The sequence below is a fragment of the Ensifer sp. ENS11 genome (assembly GCF_014851895.1).
GTDB lineage: Bacteria > Pseudomonadota > Alphaproteobacteria > Rhizobiales > Rhizobiaceae > Ensifer > Ensifer canadensis.
Map to the genome: position 1 here is coordinate 1 of NZ_JACVAN010000070.1, position 476 is coordinate 476.

Consider the following 476-nt stretch of genomic DNA (forward strand, 5'->3'; position numbering starts at 1 on the left):
GGCCAGCCCGCACAGCCCGCCGCCGGTCAAGTGGGCGGCGCTGCTGGATGTATCAACGCTCGTAGGCACCCAGGTCGCAGATCGCGCTGCCGTTACGGTCGCCATCGCGCGGCCGGGCGACGCCGCGCTGGTCGTTGTGGGTACAGGAGCCCAGGCCGGCATCCACCGCCGGGCTGCCGTTGCGCAGCTGGTGGTACTGGGTCCCGAGCCCGCTGCCGTTGGCAACCGTCGTCGAGGACAGCCGCGCAGCCAGCACCTGGGTGAACACCACATCGTCCTCCACCGTGACACTGTTATCGGTGCAGGTGGTGACGTCCGACCCGAGCAACAGTCCCAGGGCGCGGTAGCCAACCCCCTGGTGGCTGCAGTTCATCGGCACCTGGTTGAGCCGGTTACCGGCGACGATGCTGTTGCGCAGCGTCAGGCTGCCCAAGTTGCTGATGCCGAGACCCTCGTTGCCGGCCACGGTGACATAG

Annotated in this window: 1 protein-coding gene; it reads right to left on the reverse strand. The window is 68.5% G+C overall.

Annotation, left to right across the window (positions count from 1 at the left end):
- Nucleotides 1–52 precede the first annotated feature (52 nt).
- Nucleotides 53–476: choice-of-anchor Q domain-containing protein (locus tag IB264_RS34255; RefSeq protein ID WP_210335728.1), on the reverse strand; the 424-nt coding region annotated here is incomplete at its 5' end.